Source organism: Arthrobacter sp. Leaf69, from assembly GCF_001422645.1.
In the GTDB taxonomy this organism is placed as follows: domain Bacteria; phylum Actinomycetota; class Actinomycetes; order Actinomycetales; family Micrococcaceae; genus Arthrobacter.
Genome location: NZ_LMLR01000001.1, coordinates 289,468 through 306,974 on the forward strand (window position 1 = coordinate 289,468; position 17,507 = coordinate 306,974).

13 protein-coding genes are annotated in these 17,507 nt (G+C 66.5%); 8 read left to right on the forward strand and 5 right to left on the reverse strand.

Annotated features, from left to right (window positions below):
- Positions 1 to 71: 71 nt before the first annotated feature.
- The 4 genes from ASE96_RS01290 to ASE96_RS01305 all read right to left on the reverse strand — a co-directional run bounded on the left by ASE96_RS01290 (position 72) and on the right by ASE96_RS01305 (position 5,733).
- A complete protein-coding gene (locus tag ASE96_RS01290; protein ID WP_156367469.1) occupies positions 72 to 329 on the reverse strand; it encodes a hypothetical protein in 258 nt (85 codons plus the stop codon).
- A gap of 95 nt (positions 330 to 424) precedes the next feature.
- On the reverse strand, positions 425 to 3,190 hold the full coding sequence (locus tag ASE96_RS01295; protein ID WP_056424894.1) for a cation-translocating P-type ATPase: 2,766 nt from the start codon (positions 3,188 to 3,190) through the stop codon (positions 425 to 427).
- A gap of 25 nt (positions 3,191 to 3,215) precedes the next feature.
- On the reverse strand, positions 3,216 to 4,049 hold the full coding sequence (gene ppk2, locus ASE96_RS01300) for a polyphosphate kinase 2 (RefSeq protein WP_056424896.1): 834 nt from the start codon (positions 4,047 to 4,049) through the stop codon (positions 3,216 to 3,218).
- Between the two features lie 241 nt (positions 4,050 to 4,290).
- Positions 4,291 to 5,733, reverse strand: coding sequence for a PucR family transcriptional regulator (locus ASE96_RS01305; protein WP_056424899.1), 1,443 nt, complete (start codon positions 5,731 to 5,733; stop codon positions 4,291 to 4,293).
- A gap of 145 nt (positions 5,734 to 5,878) precedes the next feature.
- Here ASE96_RS01305 and ASE96_RS01310 point away from each other — a divergent pair, with 145 nt between their 5' ends.
- The 3 genes from ASE96_RS01310 (at position 5,879) to ASE96_RS01320 (ending at position 9,953) form a co-directional block, all read left to right on the forward strand.
- The gene (locus tag ASE96_RS01310) at positions 5,879 to 7,309 is read left to right on the forward strand and encodes a gamma-aminobutyraldehyde dehydrogenase (protein WP_056426546.1); all 1,431 of its coding nucleotides are present in this window, start codon (positions 5,879 to 5,881) and stop codon (positions 7,307 to 7,309) included.
- Between the two features lie 164 nt (positions 7,310 to 7,473).
- Positions 7,474 to 8,838, forward strand: a complete 1,365-nt coding sequence (gabT, locus tag ASE96_RS01315) for a 4-aminobutyrate--2-oxoglutarate transaminase (protein WP_056424902.1) — start codon at positions 7,474 to 7,476, stop codon at positions 8,836 to 8,838.
- A gap of 242 nt (positions 8,839 to 9,080) precedes the next feature.
- On the forward strand, positions 9,081 to 9,953 hold the full coding sequence (locus tag ASE96_RS01320) for a universal stress protein (protein ID WP_056424905.1): 873 nt from the start codon (positions 9,081 to 9,083) through the stop codon (positions 9,951 to 9,953).
- Between the two features lie 27 nt (positions 9,954 to 9,980).
- Here the strand turns inward: ASE96_RS01320 and rarD are convergent, their stop codons facing one another.
- Positions 9,981 to 11,021: an EamA family transporter RarD gene (gene rarD / locus ASE96_RS01325; protein ID WP_056424908.1), complete on the reverse strand. Its 1,041-nt coding sequence runs from the start codon at positions 11,019 to 11,021 to the stop codon at positions 9,981 to 9,983.
- 175 nt (positions 11,022 to 11,196) lie between these two features.
- On the opposite strand from rarD, the gene ASE96_RS01330 reads away from it, so the two are divergent.
- The 5 genes from ASE96_RS01330 (at position 11,197) to ASE96_RS01350 (ending at position 17,388) form a co-directional block, all read left to right on the forward strand.
- Positions 11,197 to 12,657, forward strand: coding sequence for an FAD-dependent oxidoreductase (locus ASE96_RS01330; protein WP_056424911.1), 1,461 nt, complete (start codon positions 11,197 to 11,199; stop codon positions 12,655 to 12,657).
- A 101-nt stretch (positions 12,658 to 12,758) separates the two neighbouring features.
- On the forward strand, positions 12,759 to 14,132 hold the full coding sequence (locus ASE96_RS01335) for a GAF domain-containing protein (RefSeq protein WP_056424915.1): 1,374 nt from the start codon (positions 12,759 to 12,761) through the stop codon (positions 14,130 to 14,132).
- Between the two features lie 134 nt (positions 14,133 to 14,266).
- Positions 14,267 to 15,790: an acetaldehyde dehydrogenase ExaC gene (exaC, locus tag ASE96_RS01340; protein WP_056424918.1), complete on the forward strand. Its 1,524-nt coding sequence runs from the start codon at positions 14,267 to 14,269 to the stop codon at positions 15,788 to 15,790.
- A 163-nt stretch (positions 15,791 to 15,953) separates the two neighbouring features.
- Positions 15,954 to 16,964: an alcohol dehydrogenase AdhP gene (adhP, locus tag ASE96_RS01345; protein ID WP_056424920.1), complete on the forward strand. Its 1,011-nt coding sequence runs from the start codon at positions 15,954 to 15,956 to the stop codon at positions 16,962 to 16,964.
- Between the two features lie 16 nt (positions 16,965 to 16,980).
- On the forward strand, positions 16,981 to 17,388 hold the full coding sequence (locus tag ASE96_RS01350; RefSeq protein WP_056424923.1) for a DUF779 domain-containing protein: 408 nt from the start codon (positions 16,981 to 16,983) through the stop codon (positions 17,386 to 17,388).
- Positions 17,389 to 17,507 lie beyond the last annotated feature (119 nt).

A 17,507-nucleotide genomic window follows, 5' to 3' on the forward strand; every position in this document is an offset into this window, starting at 1 on the left:
GGCAAAACGATCCCCCGGCGAGTCAGCCGGTGCGGCCGCTGTGCCGGGGGATCAGGGGAGTGCTGGGAGGCTTACTGGAACTGCCCGAACTGGAAGGGCCCGGTCCCGCCGGTGCTGACGAGGGGGCCGTCCACCAGGGGGCCGTCGATGAGTCCGCCCTCGATCAGCGGTCCGAATGTGAGCTGGTTGTTGGACGCCGCGTCGCTGGTCACCGCGGTGGTGTCAGGTGCGGTGGCGGCCTGCGCCGGCATCGAAGTCACGGCGAGGGCAGAGAATGCCAGTGCTGATCCAGCAGCGATCCGGGCAGCGGTCTTGAGGGTCTTAGTCACGTTCATCTCCAGTTAGGTAGCCGTACAGTTTCCACACACCAAGAAGGTGTCATGAACTATTCGGACCTGCGTGGAGACCGGATGGGTTGGTGCGGTCAGGCGGGGACCGCGGAAGCGGGGACCTTGGCCGTAACCTTCGAGTGCCGTGCCCGAAGGATCAGCTTGAACAGCTCGCCGAGGATCAGCAGCACAACAGCCGGAACCAGGCAGACCAGCCACTGCTGACCGGTGAGCGGGACGGTGCCGAAAAGGTCCTGCAGCACCCGGATCTGGGTGATCAGCATCGAGCCGACGATGGCCCAGGCGAACGCCCAGAGCAGCTTCGGGTTGGACACCGTGGACGGCCCGAAGGCGCTTTCCTCGGGGAACCGCAGGTTGAGCGCGACCGTGATGTTCATCAGCCCCAGCCCCACGATGGCCATGCTCTGGCCGACGTCGAGGGAGTCGTAGCTCGTCTTGCCGATCTGCACGAGGACCAGCGTGGCGGCCGCCATGAACAGTCCCACGATGAACAGGCGCACCATCATCGACCGGACAATGATCGGCTGATTGAACGGCCGGGGCTTGCGGTCCATGATGCCCGGCGTCGCGAGATCCAGGCCCATCACCGCGCCGATGGGGGCGACGATTGCCATGTGGATCCACAGCACCTGGGCCGGGCTGAGCAGCGCCGTGCCGGCGATCGCGAACGCGGACGATCCGATGAACGCCAGGATGAACATGAACAGGTTGGCGACCTGGATCCGGATGAACTTCTGCAGGTTGTCGTACACCAGCCGGCCCTGCTCCACCGCGGCCACGATTGTGGCGAAGTTGTCATCGGCCAAAATCATCTTGGCCGCTCCCTTGGCGACGTCGGTGCCGGTGATGCCCATTGCGATCCCGATGTCGGCCGCAGCGATGGCCGGCGCGTCGTTCACGCCGTCGCCAGTCATCGCGACGATGTTGCCTTTGCGCTTGAGCACCTCGACGAGCCTGACCTTGTGCTCGGGCGCCACGCGGGCGATCACGCCGATCCCGTCGATCTGGCTGTCGGCCTCGGCATCGGACATCGCCGCGAACTCGGCCCCGGTGACCGCGCGGCCCCTGATGCCCAGTTCGTCGGCGATCGCGGCCGCGGTGATGGCGTGGTCGCCGGTGATCATCCGGACCCGGATGCCGGCGTGCTTCGCCTTGGCGATGGCGGCCACCGCTTCGGCGCGCGGCGGGTCCACCTCACCAATCAGCGCCGAAATCTCCAGGTCCTGCATCAGCGCCATCAGGTCGCCCGAAGGCTGGAACGTTGCCGGGTCGAACTCGCGCTGCGCCAGGGCGAGCACCCGCCGGCCCTGGCTGGCGATGCGCTCGTTCGCGGCCAGCACTTTCGCCCGCATTTCCTCGGTAAGGGTCTCGGCGCGGCCGCCCGGCATCCGCGCGGACGTGGACCTGTTGAGGACGACGTCGGGTGCCCCCTTCACGTAGGCCCGGATCACCGGCCGGCCGTCGGCCCCCGGCATCCGGTGGAACGTGGCCATGAACTTGTAGTCAGAGTCAAAGGGCACGGACGCCACGCGGGGGTTGTTCCGGCGGAACTCCGTGACGTCCACGCCGCCCTTCTGCGCGAGGACGTACAGTGCCGCCTCGGTGGGGTCCCCGATGACTTCGCCGTCCTGGATATCGGAATCGTTGCACAGGGCGCACGGGAACATCACGTAGTCGAGGTCGCGTTCGGCGTCGCCCGTGGTCCGCTGGACCTGGCCGTCGAAGCTGTACCCCTCACCGCTGACCGTGTAGTGATGCTGTACGGTCACGATCTCCCGCACAGTCATCTGGTTCAGGGTCAGGGTGCCCGTTTTGTCCGAGTTGATGGCGGATGTGGAGCCCAGCGTCTCCACCGCAGGCAGGACCTTCATGATGGCGTTCTTCTTGGCCATGTTGACCGAGCCGACCGACAGGATCGTCGTGACGACGGCGGGGAGCGCATCCGGGATGGAGCCGACCGCCAGCGCGACGCCGATTCCGAAGAGCACCGCGAAGGAGTCGCCCTGGGCCAGGCCCATCACTACAATCGCGACGAACGCGAAGAGGGCCGCGATGATGATGAAGATGGTGAGCCGGTCGACTTGCTTCGTGAGGGGGGTCTTTTCCTCTTTTTGTCCGGACAACATGTGGGCGATGTGGCCTACCTCGGACCCCATGCCCGTGGTGGTCACGAGGATCTCGCCGTGTCCACGCGTCACGTTCGTGTTCATGAACGCCATGTTCACGCGGTCTCCGATGCCGACGTCGTGCCCGCCGATGGGTGCGGTGTCCTTCTCGACCGCGACGCTCTCCCCGGTCAGGGCCCCCTCCTCGATCTGGAGCGTGGCGGCAAGGACCACCCTGCCGTCGGCGGGGATGCGGTCACCGGCGTCGACCATGACGATGTCGCCGGGAACGATCTGCTCGGCGGGGAGCTCCGTCATCACGCCGTCGCGGCGCACCTTGGCCATTGCCTTCATCATCTGCCCCAAGGAGGCGGCGGCCTCTTCGGCCTTGCCTTCCTGGTGATATCCCAGCCATGCGTTGAACAGCGTCAGCAGGGCAAGTCCGATCGCCGTGCCGTATTCCGCAATCAACAGGCTGACCAGGGCGGCGACCACGAGCACGATCTGCATGTAGTCCCGGTAATGCTTGAAGAACCGTTTCCACACCGGTTCCTGCTTCGCGGCGGCCAGGGCGTTCGGGCCGTATTCCTGCAGCCGCTGCTGCGCCTCGGCCGTGCTGAGGCCGCTGGCCGGGTCCACCCTCAGTTCGGCCGCCACCTCTGCCGGTGCCAGTGCGTACCAGGTCGCGTCCGGCTCGGTCGCGGCCACGGCTGCTGCTCCGGGATTGTCGTTCATGACTTCCTCCTCATGGCGGCGCTGCTCAGAACGGGGTTGGGACGCGCCGCACCGCGAGGCTCGGCTCGCGGTAGTTGCCGGCCTTTTGGCGGTTCGGTAGTTCGACGTCGAGTCCCGGGAACGGCTCGTACGGCACCTGGCTGAGCAGGTGGCTGATGATGTTAAGCCGGCCGCGCTTCTTCACGTCGTTGTTCGCGACGAACCAGGGGGCCCATGCGGTGTCGGTCGCCGCGAACATGGCGTCCCTGGCCCGGGAGTAGTCGTACCACCGTTTGTAGGACTTCAGATCCATCGGCGAAAGCTTCCACGTCTTGCGCGGATCGTCCATCCGGCTCTTGAGCCGACGCGTCTGCTCGTCCGCGCTGACCTCAAGCCAGTACTTCAGCAGGATGATGCCGGAGTCGACCATCGCCTTCTCCACCAGCGGAGTCATGTTGAGGAACCTCTGGGTCTGCTCCGGGGTGCAGAAACCCATCACGCGCTCCACTCCCGCACGGTTGTACCAACTGCGATCGAAGATGACCACCTCGCCAGCCGCTGGGAAGTGCGCCATATAGCGCTGGAGATACATCTGGGACTTCTCCCGGTCCGTCGGTGTGGGGAGGGCCACCACCCTGAAGACCCGGGGGCTCACCCGCTCGACGATGCGCTTGATCGTGCCGCCCTTGCCGGCCGTGTCGCGGCCCTCGAAGACGATGCAGATCTTGGCTCCGGTGGACTTCACCCACTCCTGCATTGCGACCAGTTCGCCTTGCAGGACGGCCATCTCCGCCTCATATTCCTTGCGCGGCATCTTGGTTCGGGGCGGCCCCTCCGCCGGTTCGTCGGCGCTCTTCTTGGTGCTCTTCTTCTTGCCCACGTTCGGCCTCCTAGTCGGGTATTTCCTAGGGCGAATCAGGCAGCCGAACTGCGGCACCGACGGGACTGGCACTTCCGCCCGTGGAAGGGGACGGAGGGGCGCAGGCACCTTTTCCGGGCGCTCTTGTGCAGCGTACTGCCTCTCCCAGTCTTGCGACCGGCCGCGGTCCGGTCTACGGCACTAAGACCCTATTGAGGTGCTGTTTCCTGCGTTGCTGTGGGCGAGGAGGGGGCAAGGAGGGTCAGCGCGGGTGCCGGGCGCTCAGCCGCTGAACGGCCAGCGCGAGCCACAGCTGCACCCGGTCCGACGTTTGGGCGGGGTCGTAACCGGTGAGTTCGGTGATCTGGGCGAGCCGGTAGCGGACCGTGTTCCGGTGCAGCGTCAGCTCCTCGGCGACGGCGGCCACCGAGCCGTTGTTGTTCAGGTAGCTCTCCAGCGTGGTCATCAGCTCGGCGCCATGGGTCGCATCGAAGCTCCGGAGCGGATTGAGTGACTCGTTCGCCATGTCAGCCAGCGGCACATCCTCGCTGGCCAGCAGCAGCGACGTCAGGCTCAGCCGTTCCGGTTCGTTCACGGGCAGGCCGTGGCTGGCGGCATCGCGCGCCTCGAAGTAGCTCCAGCGCAGCCCGTTGGGCTTGGTATACGCCCCGCCGATCCCAATCGTGGCGTGGATCCCGGCCTCGGCAAGGTGGTCGCTAAGGCTCCTGGCCAGGGCGCTGGCGCCGCTGCCGTCGTCGGGGACCACCGCGACCAGGTCCTTTCCGACGACGGCGCTCACCGATTTTTCCAGCGGTTGCGGCAGGGAGGACGTCCCGAGCTGCTTGAAGTGGGGAGCGGACTCAGCCAGCAGGACCACGTTCCTGCGGGTGCTGTTGACCCCGATGCCGGCGAGCCGGCGGGTCGCTTCGCTGGGCTCGAGGGTCCCGTGGATCACGTCCTCCAGGACCTGCCCGGCCAGGGCGCGCTGGGACTGGCGCTGCTTGACCATGTTGTTGAGTTCGACGCTGATCAGGTTCTGGGCGTAGCCCACGATCCCGGAATCCTCGAACGGCTGTTTCACCCACAGGGTGCACGCGTCGCGGCGGCCGGTGGGAATCGGGAAGGACGTCCAGCCTTCGGTGCTCGGCGCGGGGTTGCCCGGCACGGTGCTGTAGAGCTGGGCAGTGAACTGGGTCAGCACGATCTCTGTCCGGAGCATGGACCCGAGGTGCTTGAGGAGTTCGGTCAGTCCGCCGCCGGTGAGCAGGGCGCGGGCCAGGATCTGGTGCCCGGCGATGAGCCGCTCCAGCTTGGTGAAGTGGTCCGCCGACTGGGCGTCGGCGACGAGCTTGCCGATCGCGATGAACGGTGTCTCATACGGCACCTCGACCACGGGCAGCCCCCAGCGGTTGGCCTCGGCAATCAGGGCCGGAGGCACGGCGTCGTGCGTCAGGCCGATCCCGAAACCGATCCCCACCGCGCCGGCGCGCTGGACCTGGCGGACGAAGCGGCGCTGTTCGGGGGCGCTCTTGAGCCGCATGCCCGTGGTGAGCACCAGTTCCCCGCCATTGAGGAACCGCTGCGGGTCCTCCTGCTCCGTGACGGCCACCCACACAATGTCCTGGTGCCAGGTGGTCTCCGCGAGGCCCGCCTTGGCGAGTTTGAGGGACGGAACCCCCAGCAGGGCAGCGAGTGAAATGGCCATGGATTCAGGATAGCCGGGGGCTGGTCAAGCGCACTAAAATGTGGCGTCAACGGTGTGCAGGTGACTATTCCCCGGGGTTGACCGGCTGGCATAGGCTCGGAGCAGTCTCATTGGGTCCTTTTCAGCGTGAAAGAGGTTGTACACCGTGGTTCAAACCTTGCAGAACTTCATCAACGGCGAGTTTGTCACCCCCGCCGGAACCGGGGTGCTGGACATCGTCAATCCCACCAACGGCGACGTCGTGGCCACCTCTCCGATCTCGGTCGCGGCCGACGTCGACGCCGCCATGACGGCCGCGCAGGACGCCTTCAAAACCTGGAAGCACACGACGCCGGGGCAGCGCCAGCTGATGCTGCTCAAGCTCGCCGACGCCGTCGAGGCAAACAGCGACGAACTGGTCGAGGCCCAGCACCGCAACACCGGCCAGGTCCGGTCCCTGATCGCCTCCGAGGAAGTCGCCGCCGGCGCCGACCAGCTGCGCTTCTTCGCCGGCGCCGCCCGGATCATGGAGGGCAAGTCCGCCGGAGAATACTTCGAGGGCCACACCTCCTACGTGCGGCGCGAACCGATCGGCGTCGTCGCGCAGGTGGCACCCTGGAACTACCCGTTCCTGATGGCCATCTGGAAGATCGGTCCCGCCCTGGCGGCGGGCAACACCGTGGTGCTCAAGCCCTCGGACACCACCCCGGAATCCACCCTCGTCCTGGCCCGCCTCGCCGGCGAGATCTTCCCGGCCGGTGTACTCAACGTTGTTCTGGGCACCGGCGAGACCGGCGCGCTGATGGTGGAGCACAAGGTCCCCGGCCTCGTCTCCATCACCGGCTCCGTCCGGGCCGGCATCGCGGTCGCCTCCGGCGCCGCGAAAGGCCTCAAACGGGCCCACCTGGAGCTCGGCGGCAAGGCCCCTGCCATCGTGTTCAAGGACGCGGACATCAAAAAGAGCGCCGCGGCCATCGCCGAATTCGCGTTCTTCAACGCCGGCCAGGACTGCACGGCGATCACCCGCGTGCTGGTCCAGGACGAAGTCCACGATGACGTCGTCGCAGCCATGGTGGAACACACCAGGACCCTGCACACCGGTTCGCAGAACGACGAGGACAACTACTACGGCCCGCTCAACAACGTGAACCACTTCAATGCCGTGACGTCCGTGGTGGAGCACCTCCCGGCGAACTGCAGGATTGAAACCGGCGGCCACCGCGCCGGGGAGAAGGGCTTCTTCTTCGAGCCCACCATCATCACCGGTGCCAAGCAGACCGATGACATTGTCCAGAAGGAAACCTTCGGACCCGTCATCACGGTGCAGAAGTTCAGCACCGAAGACGAGGCCGTGGAAATGGCCAACGACGTCGACTACGCCCTCGCCTCCAGCGTCTGGACCACGGACCACGGCACCGCCATGCGCGTCAGCCGCGACCTGGACTTCGGTGCGGTGTGGATCAACACCCACATCCTCCTCACTGCCGAGATGCCGCACGGCGGCTTCAAGCAGTCCGGCTACGGCAAGGACCTCTCCATGTACGGCGTTGAGGACTACACCCGCATCAAGCACGTCATGAGTGCGCTCGACGCATAACCACAGATGCATAACGCTGTCGCATAACCACAGATGCATAACGCTGTCGCATAACTACAGACGCATAACGCTGTCGCCTGATCCCCGCCGGCGCCCCAACCTCGCTCCGCTTCGGCCAGGGAACCCCGCCGGCGTCGCCCCATTCAGTAAAGGAAGGCTCTCCCATGACCACCACCGCCCATGACATCACGTACCGTCTTGAGCAGAAGCGCCGCGTCCAGGCCGATTTCCCCGGCCCCAAGTCCGTGGCCCTGACCGAGCGCCGCAAGGCCGTCGTCGCCGCCGGCGTCGCGTCCAGCGTCCCCGTCTTCGTCGCCGACGCCGACGGCGGCATCATCCACGACGTCGACGGCAACTCCTTCATCGACCTCGGCTCCGGCATTGCCGTGACCAGCGTCGGCGCCTCCGACCCGGCCGTCGTCGGCGCCGTCAAGGAAGCCGTAGAGCACTTCACGCACACGTGCTTTATGGTCACGCCCTACGAGGGCTACGTCGCCGTCGCCGAGCAGCTGAACCGGCTCACCCCGGGCGACCACGAGAAGCGCACCGTGCTGTTCAACTCCGGCGCCGAAGCCGTCGAGAACGCCGTCAAGGTGGCCCGCCTCGCCACCGGCCGGGACGCCGTCGTCGCCTTCGACCACGCGTACCACGGCCGCACCAACCTGACCATGGCGCTGACCGCCAAGGCCATGCCGTACAAGACCAATTTCGGCCCGTTCGCGCCCGAGGTCTACCGCATGCCGATGAGCTACCCCTACCGCGAGGAAAACCCGGAGATCACCGGTGCGGAGGCTGCCAAGCGCGCCATCACCATGATCGAGAAGCAGATCGGCGGCGAGCAGGTTGCCGCGATCATCATCGAACCCATCCAGGGCGAAGGCGGCTTTATTGTCCCCGCCGAGGGATTCCTGCCGGCACTGGCCGCGTGGGCCAAGGACAAGGGCATCGTCTTCATCGCCGATGAGGTCCAGTCCGGTTTCTGCCGCACCGGCGAATGGTTCGCCGTGAACCACGAGGGCGTCGTCCCGGACATCATCACCATGGCCAAGGGCATCGCCGGCGGCATGCCGCTTTCCGCCATCACCGGCCGCGCCGACCTGCTCGACGCCGTCCACCCGGGCGGCCTCGGCGGCACCTACGGCGGCAACCCCGTGGCGTGCGCCGCGGCCCTGGCGTCCATCGGCTCGATGGAGCAGTACGGCCTCAACGCCCGCGCCAAGCACATCGAGGAGCTGGCCCTCGGCAAGCTGCGGGACCTGGCCACGGAGCTTGCCGACCGGTCCGTGATCGGCGACATCCGCGGCCGTGGTGCCATGCTGGCGATCGAGCTGGTCCAGGCCGGGTCGAAGGAACCGAACCCGGAGCTGACCAAGGCTGTTGCCGCGGCCTGCCTCAAGGAGGGCGTCATCATCCTCACCTGCGGCACCTACGGCAACGTCATCCGGCTCCTGCCGCCGCTGGTCATCAGCGACGAACTGCTGCTGGACGGCCTCCAGGTCCTGGCCTCGGCCATCAAGGCGCACGCATAAGCAGTTCGGCCACCCGGAATCCGGCCACAGCAGCAGAGCCGCGGACACAGGTCCGTGGCTCTGCTGCGTTAAGCCCCCGGACTGTTTTGTTTTGCGCCGTTTCCGCCCGCCGGTTCCCGCCACATCCGGGTCCCGCTGGGCTAGAGTCGTTCCTACCACTGCAGGAACGCAGACCGGCCGACGTCGCCCGGAACCCCCGGAGCAAAGCTGGCTTCTGCCACAGACCCATAAGGGGTTCATACATGCGATACGTAGTTGGCTATACCCCCAGCGAACGCGGCGCCGACGCCGTTGCGCTGGCGTCTGCTCTGGCCCGCGCCCAGGGGGCGCACCTTGACTTGGTTTACGTCGTGGACCGGCGCACGCCCTATGTCGCGATGAACCCGGAGGGAAGCCGTGTCAGCGCCGCGGAGCAGAAGGTGCTCAGCGCGGAACGGGAGGGCCTGGCCCTCGTCCCGAAGGACCTCGAGGCCAGGTTCCATGTCCGCCAGGCCGACTCACACGCCGCCGGCCTCATCGATGCCGCCGTGGAATACAAGGCCGGCCTGATCGTCGTGGGCGCAGCCAGCGCCGGGCTGTTCAAGCGCTATACCATCGGAAGCGCGGCCAACGCCCTCCTGCATGCCTCGCCCGTTCCGGTGGCGCTGGCACCCCGCGGTTACCGCCACACGGAGCCGATCACCCGGCTGACCCTCGCGGTAGGCCAGCGCACCGGCGCGGAGGCGGCGATCGACGTCGCGGTTGAAGCCGCCGAGCGCCACGGTGTCCCGCTGCGGCTGGTCTCGCTGGTGGAACTTGACGCCGAAGGGGACAGCGGCGAAAACATCAACGCTGCGCACGTCCACGCCAACACCGTCCTTACGGCGGCCGCACACCGGCTGCCGGAAGGCCACCAGGTCACGGTGGAAGTCGCCCATGGGCGCACCATCGAGGAAGCCATCGACGACCTCGAATGGGACGACGGCGAGATCATGATCGTGGGTTCGTCCCGCCTGGCGGAGAAAAACAAACTGTTCATCGGCAGAACGGCCAACAAGGTGCTCCTTGCCCTGCCGGTGCCGATGATTGTGGTCCCGCGCGACTACGAACGGTTCGACACCAGCCCCGAGGACTGACGGCGTCAGGCCGTTCCGCCGCCTGGGTCAGGCTCGGGCGGCGGAGCGGGCCAGCCTGCGGGTCACGGAGTTCCTCCGGGTAGCGAGCAGCATGTCCACGGTCAGGATCAGCAGCGCGAGCCAGACGACGCCGAAGCCGATCCAGCGGTCCGTCGTCATGGGCTCATGGAACACGGCCAGCGCCACGATGAACTGCAGCACGGGGGCGAAGTACTGCAAGAGGCCGATTGTCGTCATCGGCAGACGCCGGGCCGAGGCGCCGAAGAACAGCAACGGCACGGCGGTGATGATCCCCGACGCCGCGAGGAGCCAGAAGTGCGCGGCGCCGTAGGCGGCCAGCGTCGCGGATCCGCTGAGCGCCAGCATGGTCATGGCGGCGGCCGCCACCGGCGCCAGCACGATCGTCTCTACCGTGAGGCTGGTGATCGCGTCAGCCCGCGGGCCGACACGCTTTTTGACGAAGCCGTACAGACCAAAGCTCAGTGCCAGGGTCAAGGCAATCCACGGCAGTTTGCCGTAGGAAACGGTCAGGACGCCCACGGCAATGAAGCCGATGCCGACGGCGGCCCACTGCAGCGGCCGCAGTTTCTCCTTCAGCACCACCACACCCAGCAGGACCGAGACGAGCGGGTTGATGAAGTAGCCCAGTGACGCCTCCACGGCCTGTCCGGTGGTCACGCCGTAGACATACGTCAGCCAGTTCACCGCGATCAGGCCCGCGGCGATGGCCAGCGGGAAGATGACTGTGCGGTTGCGGAAGGCTGCTCCCAGGACCCGCCAGGAGCGGGTGATGGTGATCAGCAGCACGCAGAACAGCAACGACCAGAGCACCCGGTTGGCCACAATTTCGACAGCTCCTGCGGGTTGCAGCAGGAAGAAGTAGAGGGGCATGAGCCCCCACAGGCCGTAAGCGCCGATCCCGAAGATGATTCCCGCCGTCGTATCCGTGTCCACTGCCTTGAGCGCGGCCGGCGGACGCTTCGCCGCGTTTGCGCCGGGGGCAGCAGCGCCCGGAGAGGTCAGTGCGGCTGGGGAGTGGGATCCGTCGGGGGTAGGCACAAGATCCATAACACCACCCGCGGGGCGCCTATTCCTGCCTTTGGACCCGATGTTCCGGGCGTCGGGGCGCAGATCCCTGCGACGTCAGGCACCAGGGCGCCCGCACCGGGGTGCGGACATTTAGAATAGGGGGATTGTGCGCTGCTTGATCCGGCGCAGCCGCTAAGACTCAGAAGGGCTCCCGGTGTCCAACTCGGCCAAAACTTCGCCTGAAAGTTCGCCTAACAGAACGTCCAAACGTCCGCTCCGCGTTGCGATTGTCGGCGCCGGACCGGCCGGCGTCTACGCCGCGGACATCCTGACGAAGTCCAATGAAGTCAAGGACGGCGACTTCGAGGTCAGCATCGACCTCTTCGAGGCGTACCCGGCCCCGTACGGCCTGATCCGGTACGGTGTCGCCCCGGACCACCCGCGGATCAAGGGGATCGTCAACGCGCTGCACAAAGTCCTGGACCGCGGCGACATCCGGTTCCTGGGCAACGTCACCTACGGCCGCGACCTGACCCTGCACGATTTCCGGTCCTTCTACGACGCCGTGATCTTCTCCACGGGCGCCATCAAAGATGCGGAGCTGGACATCCCCGGCGTCGGGCTCCAAGGGTCCTTTGGCGGGGCCGACTTCGTCTCCTGGTACGACGGGCACCCCGACGTGCCGCGTGACTGGCCGCTGGACGCGAAGGAGATCGCGGTGATCGGCAACGGCAACGTGGCCCTCGACGTCGCCCGGATGCTGGTCAAGCACGCCGATGAGCTGCTGGTGACGGAAATCCCGGACAACGTTTATCAGGCGCTCAAGAACTCCCCGGTCACGGACGTGCACGTATTCGGCCGCCGCGGCCCGGCGCAGGTGAAGTTCACCCCGCTGGAACTGCGCGAGCTTTCCCACGCACGCGACGTCGACATCGTCCTCTATCCGGAGGACTTCGAATTCGACGATGCCTCCGACGAGGCCATCCGCAGCAACAACCAGATCCGCACCATGGTCAACACCCTGACGAACTGGCTCGTCGAGGAGCACGCCGAGGCCGAGGAACCGTCGTCCCGCCGGCTGCACCTGCACTTCCTGCACAGCCCCGTTGAAATACACGACGACGCCGACCACCCGGGAAAAGTCACCGGCATCAAGTTCGAGCGCATGCAGCTGGACGGCACCGGCAACGTCAAGGGCACGGGGGAGTTCCTCGACTACCCGGTCCAGGCCGTCTACCGGGCCATCGGCTACCACGGCTCGCCGCTGGACGAACTGGAATACGACGCCCGCCGCGGCGTGATCCCCAACGAGGGCGGGCGTGTGCTCGACGCCGACGGCAATCCCGTCCCGGGCATCTATACAACGGGCTGGATCAAGCGCGGGCCCGTAGGCCTGATCGGCCACACCAAAGGCGACGCGCTGGAGACCATCGGCTTCCTGCTCGAGGACCGGCTCAGCCTTCCGCCGGCGCAGAACCCGGATCCGCAGGCGATCCTCGACCTCCTGGACGAGCGCGGGATCGAATACACCACGTGGGAGGGGTGGAACAAACTCGACGCCCGCGAACTCGCCCTCGGCGCGGAGTGGTCCGCTTCCCCGGACGCCAACGGCATCGTGCGGGAACGCGTCAAGGTGGTTCCCCGCGAGGACATGGTGCAGATCTCCCGCGGCTAGCCCTCCTGTCGCCGCCGCTCTGGCGGGGGCCCGGAACGCCCCGTAGACTCGACTGGACATGGTTGCCTCCGGCATGCCGTCGCGCTTGACGTGGGAGTTCAATGAGGAATTTGGTCCGTCCGGCTGGCCCGCTCCAGCCGGAGAACGGGGTCAGCGCGCAGTTGCGCCAGCACTTCGCCAATGCCGGGCATGAACAGCTGGACTCACGGGGGCTGGGGCTGCCGGAGGACTTGCAGCTGCCGGGTCTGAGCAGCCTCATCCAGGAGTCCTGGCGGAGGTCGGCGCAGTTGCAGGCGAACCCTGACAACCCCGAGGCCCCGCTGGCGATGGACCGCGAAGAACTCGAAGAATACCGGCGGCAGCATCCGCTGGCCGCCATCATGCCGGTCATCCACAAGCTGCTGGTCCTGCCCAGCCACGACAGCGGGATGCTCGTGGCCGTGGGGGATGAGGTGGGCCGGCTCCTCTGGGTCGAAGGCGACGCCGCCATGCAGCGCCGGGCTGAAGGCATGATGTTCGTTCCCGGAGCCGACTGGTCCGAAGCCACCGTGGGCACCAGCGCCCCCGGCACCGCACTTGCCCTGGGCCGGGGCATCCAGATCTCCGGCGCGGAACATTACAAGCGCTCCGTCCACCCGTGGAGCTGCACTGCCGTTCCTTTCCACGATCCGGATTCCGGCGCCCTCCTGGGGGTGGTGGACATCACCGGCACCGAGTCCGCCGTGGCCCCGCACACCCTCTCACTGGTCGAAGCCACCGTGGCCGCGGCCCAGGCCCACCTCCGCGTGGAGCGGCTGCAGCTCGCCGCCGCGCGCCAGACGTCGCCGGCCCGGCGTCGTAATTCGGCTGCGCCGAACGCGCCGGCCGCCACCAGCCTGTACCGCAATAGCCTCCAGCTCCTCGGCCGGGACCAGGCGCTGCTCAGCATCGACGGGCGCACTGTGGCGCTTTCCGCCCGGCACAGCGAGATCCTGACCCTTCTCAGCACGCACCCGGAAGGCCTCAACGCCGAGGAACTCTGCAACTTTCTGTACCCGGGGGACGCTTCCACCATGACACTGCGGGCCGAGATGGTGCGCCTGCGCAAGGTGCTCCAGCAGCTGAATCCGGGTGCAGTTCCGGAGTCCCGTCCCTACCGGCTGCCACTGGACCTGGTGCCGGACTCCGGACAGGTCCTGAACTGCCTGCAGCGCGGCGCCCACCGGATCGCCCTGGAGATCTACCGGGGCGCGGTCCTGCCCCGCTCCGAAGCCCCTGGCATCGTCGAACTGCGGAACCGGGTCTCCTCCCTGCTCCGGGAAGCTGTGTTGACGGACGGCAGCGCCGAGTCGCTCCTGAGGTACGCCGAGCTTCCCGAGGCGAGGGACGACGTCGAGATCCGGGTCGCAGCACTGAAGCTCCTGCCGCCGCGCTCGCCGAAACGCGCCGCGGTGGTCGCTGATCTGGAACGGCTCGAGACCGAACTCAGCGCCTGACCCGATACCGCTCCCGGGCAGGTGACCCGGGTCACTTTCATTGCAACCTGACTGCAACCCCCTTGCTCCTAGGCTGAACGCAACGGCGGCGCCGATATCTGGCCGCCTCAATCGTGAACAGCAAAGGAGCTGCAATGACTGTCTACGCACAGCCGGGTACCGAGGGTTCGAAGGTCACTTTCAAGGACCGCTACGAGAACTGGATCGGCGGCGAGTGGGTTGCCCCGGTCAAGGGCCAGTACTTCGAGAACATCACCCCCGTCACCGGCAAGGTATTCTGCGAGGTCGCCCGCGGCACCGCCGAGGACATCGAGCTGGCCCTCGACGCCGCCCACAAGGTTGCACCCTCCTGGGGCAAGACCTCCGTCGCCGAGCGCGCCGCGATCCTGAACAAGATCGCCGACCGGATCGACGAGAACCTCGAGATGCTCGCCGTCGCCGAATCCTGGGACAACGGCAAGCCGATCCGCGAGACCCTCAACGCGGACATCCCCCTCGCCGCCGACCACTTCCGCTACTTCGCCTCCGCCGTCCGCGCCCAGGAGGGCCGGCTGTCCCAGCTCGACGACGACACCACCGCCTACCACTACCATGAGCCGCTCGGCGTCGTCGGCCAGATCATCCCCTGGAACTTCCCGATCCTGATGGCCGTCTGGAAGCTCGCCCCGGCCCTCGCCGCCGGCAACGCCGTCGTCCTGAAGCCGGCCGAGCAGACCCCGTCCTCGATCATGGTGCTGATGGAGCTCATCGGCGACCTGCTTCCGGCCGGCGTCCTCAACGTGGTCAACGGCTTCGGCGTCGAGGCCGGCAAGCCGCTTGCCTCCAGCCCCCGGATCCGCAAGATCGCCTTCACCGGCGAAACCTCCACCGGCCGGCTGATCAGCCAGTACGCCAGCCAGAACCTGATCCCGGTCACCCTGGAACTGGGCGGCAAGAGCCCCAATATCTTCTTCAACGACGTTGCCGACACCAACGACGCGTTCTACGACAAGGCCCAGGAAGGCTTCACCCTCTTCGCCTTCAACCAGGGTGAAGTCTGCACCTGCCCGTCCCGCGCCTTGGTCCAGGAAGACATCTACGATTCCTTCATGGCCGACGCCGTGGCCCGGGTGGAGAAAATCATCCAGGGCAACCCGCTGGACACCGAAACCCAGCTCGGCGCCCAGGCCTCCAACGACCAGCTGGAAAAGATCCTGTCCTACATCGACATCGGAAAGCAGGAGGGCGCCAAGGTGCTCACCGGCGGCGGCCGGGCCGAAATGCCCGGAGACCTGGCCGGCGGCTACTACGTCCAGCCGACCATCTTCGAAGGCCACAACAAGATGCGGATCTTCCAGGAGGAAATCTTCGGTCCGGTGGTGTCCGTAACCCGCTTCAGCGACTACAACGACGCCATGGGCATCGCCAATGACACCCTCTACGGCCTCGGCGCCGGCGTCTGGTCCCGCAACGGCAACGTCGCCTACCGTGCCGGGCGGGAGATCCAGGCCGGGCGCGTTTGGGTCAACAACTACCACGCCTACCCGGCGGGCGCTGCGTTCGGCGGCTACAAGTCCTCAGGCATCGGCCGCGAGAACCACTCGATGATGCTGGACCACTACCAGCAGACCAAGAACCTCCTGGTCAGCTACAACGAGAACAAGCTCGGCTTCTTCTAAGCCGCAACAAAACCCGGGCGGGGCGGATCACGATGGATCCGCCCCGCCCGCACCACTTGTGCACCGACGCGGAAGGACACGGCCCACTGCACACGCCTTTAGCTGCACCCACGCTTGATGACGCAAGGATTTCGCTATGACGACGACAACGACGACGACGACGATGCAAGCCGCAGTAGTAACCGAATTCGGCAAGGACCTGCAGATCCAGACCCTCCCCGTTCCAGTGCCGGGCCGGGGAGAGGCGCTTGTCAAAGTACTGACCACCGGCGTCTGCCACACCGACCTCCACGCCGCGGAAGGCGATTGGCCGGTCAAGCCGACCCCGCCGTTTATCCCCGGACACGAAGGGGTCGGTGAAGTGGTTGCCCTCGGTGAAGGCGTGACGGACCTGGCCGTCGGGGACCTCGTCGGCAACGCCTGGCTCTGGTCCGCCTGCGGCGATTGCCAGTACTGCCGCACCGGCTGGGAAACCCTGTGCGAGGCGCAGCAAAATGCCGGCTACAGCGTTGACGGCTCCTTTGGGGAGTACATGCTGGTGGACACGCGCTTCGCGGCCAGAATCCCGGCCGGTTCGGACCCCGTGGAGGTGGCGCCGGTGCTCTGCGCCGGGGTGACCGTCTACAAGGGCCTCAAGATGACCGAGGCCCGGCCCGGCCAGTGGGTCACCATCTCGGGAATTGGCGGACTCGGCCATATTGCTGTCCAGTACGCCGTGGCCATGGGCCTTCGTGTTGCCGCAGTGGACATTGCCGATGACAAGCTCGCCCTGGCAAAGAAGCACGGTGCGGAACTGACCGTCAATGCCCTGCACGAGGATCCCGCCGAAGTCATCCAGCGCGAAACCGGAGGTTGCCATGGAGTCCTCGTCACGGCTGTGCACCCGTCAGCATTTGGCCAGGCGATCGGGATGGCCCGCCGCGGCGGAACGATTGTGTTCAACGGCCTGCCGCCGGGTGACTTCCCGGCGCCGATCTTTGAGATTGTGCTCAAGGGCCTGACGGTCCGGGGCTCCATTGTCGGAACCCGGCAGGACCTGGAAGAAGCCTTGGAATTCTACGCTCAGGGCAAGATCCATCCGACGGTCTCCACCCGGGAACTCTCCGAAGTGAATGCCGTCCTCGACGAAATGAAACATGCCAAGATCGACGGCCGCGTGGTCATCAAGTACTGATGAAGGAAGGATTCTGATGCCTGACGCAAAGCTCCATGCTGCAGTCACCCGCCCCGGCGAAGACTTCTCGCGGGTGGCGCTCACCCCGGAAGCGGTGGAACTGCTGCGCAAGCTCTGGCTCCAGCACGGACCGCTGATGTTCCATCAGTCCGGCGGGTGCTGCGACGGTTCCTCGCCAATGTGTTATCCGGCAGGGGAGTTCATCACCGGGGACTCGGACGTGCAGCTGGGCCTGTTCGACATTTCCGACGGCCTGCAGCCGCAGCCGATCGACTTCTGGATGTCGAAGGAACAATTCAACTACTGGAGCCACACCCACCTGACCGTGGACGTGGTCCCGGGCAGGGGGAGCGGGTTCTCGGTGGAAGCACCTGAGGGCAAACGGTTCCTGATCCGGTCCACGCTGATGGATTGGCCGGTCTGAGCGGACGTTGGAACGCGCTGAACCGACGCGGGAGCGGCGCGGGAGCGGCGCTGCAATGGCGCGGACGGGCCGGGCGGGGAAACCTGCCCGGCCCGTCTTTTCGTCTCACGATGTGGGAC

Bases quoted from the DNA above. Each gene is read 5' to 3' on its own strand.
- ASE96_RS01295 (WP_056424894.1), bottom strand. From the start codon at position 3,190: ATGAACGACAATCCCGGAGCAGCAGCCGTGGCCGCGACCGAGCCGGAC.
- ASE96_RS01305 (WP_056424899.1), bottom strand. From the start codon at position 5,733: ATGGCCATTTCACTCGCTGCCCTGCTGGGGGTTCCGTCCCTCAAACTC.
- gabT (WP_056424902.1), top strand. From the start codon at position 7,474: ATGACCACCACCGCCCATGACATCACGTACCGTCTTGAGCAGAAGCGC.
- ASE96_RS01320 (WP_056424905.1), top strand. From the start codon at position 9,081: ATGCGATACGTAGTTGGCTATACCCCCAGCGAACGCGGCGCCGACGCC.
- rarD (WP_056424908.1), bottom strand. From the start codon at position 11,021: ATGGATCTTGTGCCTACCCCCGACGGATCCCACTCCCCAGCCGCACTG.
- ASE96_RS01335 (WP_056424915.1), top strand. From the start codon at position 12,759: ATGAGGAATTTGGTCCGTCCGGCTGGCCCGCTCCAGCCGGAGAACGGG.
- exaC (WP_056424918.1), top strand. From the start codon at position 14,267: ATGACTGTCTACGCACAGCCGGGTACCGAGGGTTCGAAGGTCACTTTC.
- adhP (WP_056424920.1), top strand. From the start codon at position 15,954: ATGCAAGCCGCAGTAGTAACCGAATTCGGCAAGGACCTGCAGATCCAG.
- ASE96_RS01350 (WP_056424923.1), top strand. From the start codon at position 16,981: ATGCCTGACGCAAAGCTCCATGCTGCAGTCACCCGCCCCGGCGAAGAC.